Source organism: Actinomycetes bacterium (assembly GCA_035489715.1).
Taxonomy (GTDB): domain Bacteria; phylum Actinomycetota; class Actinomycetes; order JACCUZ01; family JACCUZ01; genus DATHAP01.
Genome location: DATHAP010000172.1, coordinates 1 through 4,693, shown reverse-complemented (window position 1 = coordinate 4,693; position 4,693 = coordinate 1). Strand labels below are relative to the sequence as shown.

4 protein-coding genes are annotated in these 4,693 nt (G+C 75.2%); all 4 read right to left on the bottom strand.

The window, feature by feature from the left end; all coding sequences use genetic code 11:
* Positions 1–222 precede the first annotated feature (222 nt).
* Complete coding sequence (locus VK640_14085; GenBank protein ID HTE74311.1) at positions 223–1,875, bottom strand: sensor domain-containing diguanylate cyclase; 1,653 nt, start codon at positions 1,873–1,875, stop codon at positions 223–225.
* 95 nt (positions 1,876–1,970) lie between these two features.
* A complete protein-coding gene (locus tag VK640_14080; GenBank protein ID HTE74310.1) occupies positions 1,971–2,891 on the bottom strand; it encodes a hydroxymethylglutaryl-CoA lyase in 921 nt (306 codons plus the stop codon).
* A 19-nt stretch (positions 2,892–2,910) separates the two neighbouring features.
* On the bottom strand, positions 2,911–3,735 hold the full coding sequence (locus VK640_14075; protein HTE74309.1) for an enoyl-CoA hydratase-related protein: 825 nt from the start codon (positions 3,733–3,735) through the stop codon (positions 2,911–2,913).
* A 34-nt stretch (positions 3,736–3,769) separates the two neighbouring features.
* The coding region (locus VK640_14070) for an adenylate/guanylate cyclase domain-containing protein (GenBank protein HTE74308.1) at positions 3,770–4,693 on the bottom strand (924 nt) is incomplete at its 5' end.

Here is a 4,693-nt window from a genome sequence, read left to right as displayed (position 1 = left end):
TGCGCCTGCGTGACCTCGCCGCCGTGGTAGCCCGTAAGTCTCCGGAGACGACGCGCGGTCTTGATCCCGCGAACCGTCTCCGGAGACGCGGGGACCGCGTGGGGATGGGCAGCCCCCGGGTCTCCGGAGTGGATGCGCGGTCTAGATGCGCGAAGCGCCTCCGGAGCGCAGGAGCCGCGGGCCGCCCTGCGTGCCGTCGGGCTACGCCAACGGGGCGTCGGGCTACGCCTGCGGGGCGTCGGCCCGCGGGGCGTCGGCTGCGCCGGCGACGGCGACCGCCACCAGCGCCCGCAGGACCGGCTCGAAGGTGCCCATGGGCAGGCTGATCGTGTCCGCGTAGATCTCCACCAGCCAGCCGCCGCTCGGGTCGCGGGCACCCGCGCCGACCACCGCGAGGTAGCCGGCCGTCACGAGCGCCGCCTCCTCGGCGGGGTCGTTGCCCGGCATGCCGGCCTCGACGAAGAACGACCCGGCGCGCTCGATCGCGGAGCGGGTCACCGGGTACGTCCCCAGGTCGAACACCTCACCCACCAGGGCCAGCCCACCCCCGTCGCGCGGCTCGGCCACGCGCTGGACCGAGCTGCTGACCGTGACCAGGTCGTCGGACCGGTCGACCGCGTGCGACAGGAACCAGCCGGCCGCGTCGAGCAGGTCGCGCACGTGGTCGGCGACCGCCTCCAGGCGCTCGCGCGAGCCGGCCGTGGGCATCCCGTCCAGCACCGCCAGCGCCGACTCGAGCGCGGCCTGCACGTCGGTGCTGAGCCGGCCGCGGCGCACCCGGCGGTCGGCCGGCGAGTGGTCCGGGTCGTCGGGCACCGACCGGCCGGCGACGACCGGCTGGTGCGCGCCGGCGCGCTTGGCGCGGTACTGCGCCGCGTCGGCCAGCCGGAACAGCCGGACCTGGCTGTCGACCGGGCTGGGCAGGACCTCGGTCGACGCGACACCGCAGGAGACGCCGGTGCTCATCGGCTGCCCCTCGACCAGCCGGCACAGCTCGTCGGCCACGTGGCTGGCCACCGACAGCGGCTCCCCGACGACGACGATGCAGAACTCGTCGCCGCCGATCCGGGCGGCGAGACCGTTCTGGGCCAGGCCGCTGGCCCGGCTGACCGCCTCGGCCACGGCCACGATCAGCCGGTCGCCGGCCTCGTGGCCGAACGTGTCGTTGACCTGCTTGAGCCGGTTGATGTCGGCCAGGACGATCGAGACCACGGTGCCGTCGGCCAGGTGCCGGGTCAGGGCGTCGTCGAGCCGCTCGTCGACCGCCCGGCGGTTGGCCAGCCCGGTGAGCGGGTCGGTGAACGCGAGGCGCTCGACCCGCGCGACATGGTCGGCCTGCACGACGCCGGCCGCGATCTGGGTGGCCAGCGCCTCGGCGAAGGCCAGGTCCGGCTTCTCGTAGCGCGGCTGGCCGGGGGCCCGGGCGGCCCAGATCTCTCCCCAGACCCGGCCCTCGACGATGACCGGCACCGAGAGCGCGGAGTCCTTGTCCCGCACGGCGAGCTGCCGTGCCTCGGGAGTGCCGTCGTCGACGGCGCTGACGAAGGACAGCCGCTCCTCCACCAGCGCGGTCATCGCCGGCAGGTCGGCGAGGGAGTAGGTCTCGTCCTCGGGGATGCGCTGCTCGCCCGGCCCGAGCAGGCCGACGTTGACGAGCACCCGCAGCAGGCCGGACTCCCGGTCCCACCGCGAGATGGACAGCGCTGCGGCGTCCAACGCGCGGCGGGTCGACTCGGCGGAGCGCTCGACCAGGTCGTCGAAGCGCCGGGTCGAGCCGATGACCCGGGCGATCTCGAGCAGGGAGCGCAGCCGCGCCGCGTCGTCACCCGCGCCGGAGCGGCCGTCCCCGGGCGCGGCGTCGGACGCCGGAACCATGTGCACCGAGCCTCCTGCCGGACCACGGGGGACTCCGACCATGCCGCAGGTCAGGTGCTCGCGGCAGCCGCTCAGCGGAATCTGCTCCTTTCGGACTACTGGACCGTGCGGGTCCGCGGGCCGGCGCGCAGCACCTGGGACGGCAGGGTGCGCCCGACGAGCCGCTCGGCCTCGGCCGCCACCTCGATCATCGCGTCGAGATCGACACCCGTGGCGACGCCCATGTCCTCGACCATGTGCACCAGCTCCTCGGTGGCGATGTTGCCGGTGGCACCGGGCGCGTAGGGGCAGCCGCCGAGCCCGCCCACCGACGCGTCGAAGTCGCTCACCCCGAGCTCGAGCGCGGCCAGGACGTTGGCCAGCCCCGTGCCGCGGGTGTTGTGGAAGTGCAGGTTCAGCGGTACGTCCGGCAAGGCTGACCGGGTCTCCCCCACCAGCCGGGTCACCCGCGACGGCGTCGCCATGCCCGTCGTGTCGCCGTACGACAGGCCGTCGGCACCGTCGCGCAGCGCCCGGCCGGCAACGGCGAGCACCCGCTCGACCGGGACGTCGCCCTCGTACGGGCAGCCCCAGGCCGTCGAGACGATCACCTGGCAGGTGGCCCGACCACCCGGCTGCTCGTGGACCAGCGCCATGATCGCGGCGATGTCGTCGAGCGACTCGTCGGTCGAGCGGTTGAGGTTCTTGCGGTTGTGGGTGTCCGAGGCCGACACGACGACCTCGATCTCGGAGAAGCCGGCCGCCAGGGCCCGCTCGGCGCCCCTCAGGTTGGGCACCAGGGCCGAGTAGCGCACGTCGGCCGACGGCGTGACGGCCGCCCAGACCTCGGCGGCGTCGGCCATCTGGGGGATCGCCTTCGGGTGGACGAAGGACACCGCCTCGATCCGCCCGACACCGGTGCGCGACAGGGCGTCGATCAGCGCGACCTTGCCCGCGGTGGGCACCGGGTCCTCGTTCTGCAGCCCGTCGCGCGGGCCGACCTCGCGCAGCGACAGCCGCTCCGGCAGGTCACTCATTCGTCGACACCTCCTCGGCTCATCGGCCGGGCCAGTCGGGCCGGCGCTTCTCGTTGAACGCCGCGACCCCCTCGGCGCGATCCCCGGAGAAGGCGGTGGCCCGCCAGGCGCCGTCCTCGACGTCGAGGCCGGTCGCGAGGTCGACGTCGCTCCCGCGGCGCAGGGCCCGCTTGGCGTTGCGCACCCCGACCGGCGAGTTGCCCGCGATGGTGCCCGCCAGCTCCAGCGCGGCCGCCCGGTCGCTGCCGGCCGGCACCCGGCGGTCGACCAGCCCGAGCCGCTCGGCCTCGACGACGTCGAGCCGGCGGCCGGTGAGGACCAGGTCGGCCGCCCGCGACGAGCCGATCCGCCGGGTCAGCAGCTGGGTCCCGCCGCCGCCCGGGATCACCCCCACCGTCACCTCGGGCAGGCCGAGCACCGCCGTCTCGTCGGCGACCACGAGGTCGCAGGACAGCGCGAGCTCCAGCCCGCCGCCAAGCGCGAAGCCGTGCACCGCGGCGACGGTCGGCACCGGCAGGTCGAGGATCCCGCCGAAGCACGCCCGGAAGTGCGGCCGCTGCGCCAGCAGGTCGGCGTCGCTGAACGAGTTGCGCTCCTTGAGGTCGGCCCCGACGCAGAACGCCTTCTCCGACGCCGACGACAGCACGACCGCGCGCACCGCGTCGTCGGCAGCGAGCGCCGCCGTCGCCGCCGCGATGTCGCGCGCCATCGCCGTGGACAGCGCGTTGTGCGCCTCGGCGCGGTCCAGGACCAGCTCGACGACGTGGCCGCGGTCGTCGTGCCGCCGCAGGCTCACGTGGTCGTACGAGCCGTGCGAGCCGTCGGGCGCAGGGTCGGTGCTCACGGTGGCCGAGGCTAACGCGTGGCCGCGGAGACCCTCACCGGGTGCGGCGCACCACCCCGGGGCGCACCAGACCGATCCCGCGGACCGCCCGGGTCCGCTCGACGTCCAGGGCGAAGGAGTCGTCGCCCTCCAGCGCCCGCGCGGTCTCGGCGTCCACGAGGACGGTCCCCGGTGCGGCGAGCGCCGTGAGCCGGCTGGCCAGGTTGACGGTCCGGCCGAAGACGTCGCCCATCCGGGTCAGCACGGTGCCGGTGGCGACGCCGACCCGCACGTCGGGCAGCACCGGGTCCTCGGCCATCGTCTCCGCGAGCTCGAGGCCGATCGTCGCGGCGCCGGCGGCCGAGTCGGCGACGAAGAGGATCTCGTCGCCGACGGTCTTGACCAGCCGCCCGCCCGCGCCGGCGACCACGTCGGCCGACCGGCGGCCGAACCGGTCGACCAGGGAGGCCAGCTCGCGTTCCTCGAGCTTCTGCGACAGCCGGGTGTAGGACACCAGGTCGGCGAAGCCCACCGAGAGTCGACCGGTGACCGTCTCGCGGGCGGCGATCGCCAGGGCGCGTCCGGACACGGCAGCCAGCTGCCGCCGCCACACGAACATCACCAGCTCGTCGAGCTCGTCGAGGTGCTCGGTCACCAGCTCGACCGCCCGGCCGGCTGCGGTCTCCACCTCGAGCCCCTCGTCGACCAGGTGCTCGACCAGCGCGTCGTAGAGCCACTCGACCAGCCGCGCCGCGTTGTGCCCCATCGCCCGCGTGACGCTGACCGCGAGCTCGTCGTCGAGCACCCCGTCGCGCACCAGGCCCTGCACCCGGGCCAGCGCCTCGAGGTCGCGGTCGGTGAAGGCGACCGCCTCGTCGCCCACGTCGGCGAAGCCGACGGCGCGCCAGAGCCGGCGCGCGTGCTCGACGGGCACGCCGGCCGACTCGGCGACCTGGTCGCGACGGTGCTTGCGCGGGCC

Bases quoted from the DNA above. Each gene is read 5' to 3' on its own strand.
- VK640_14080 (HTE74310.1), bottom strand. From the start codon at position 2,891: ATGAGTGACCTGCCGGAGCGGCTGTCGCTGCGCGAGGTCGGCCCGCGC.
- VK640_14085 (HTE74311.1), bottom strand. From the start codon at position 1,875: ATGGTTCCGGCGTCCGACGCCGCGCCCGGGGACGGCCGCTCCGGCGCG.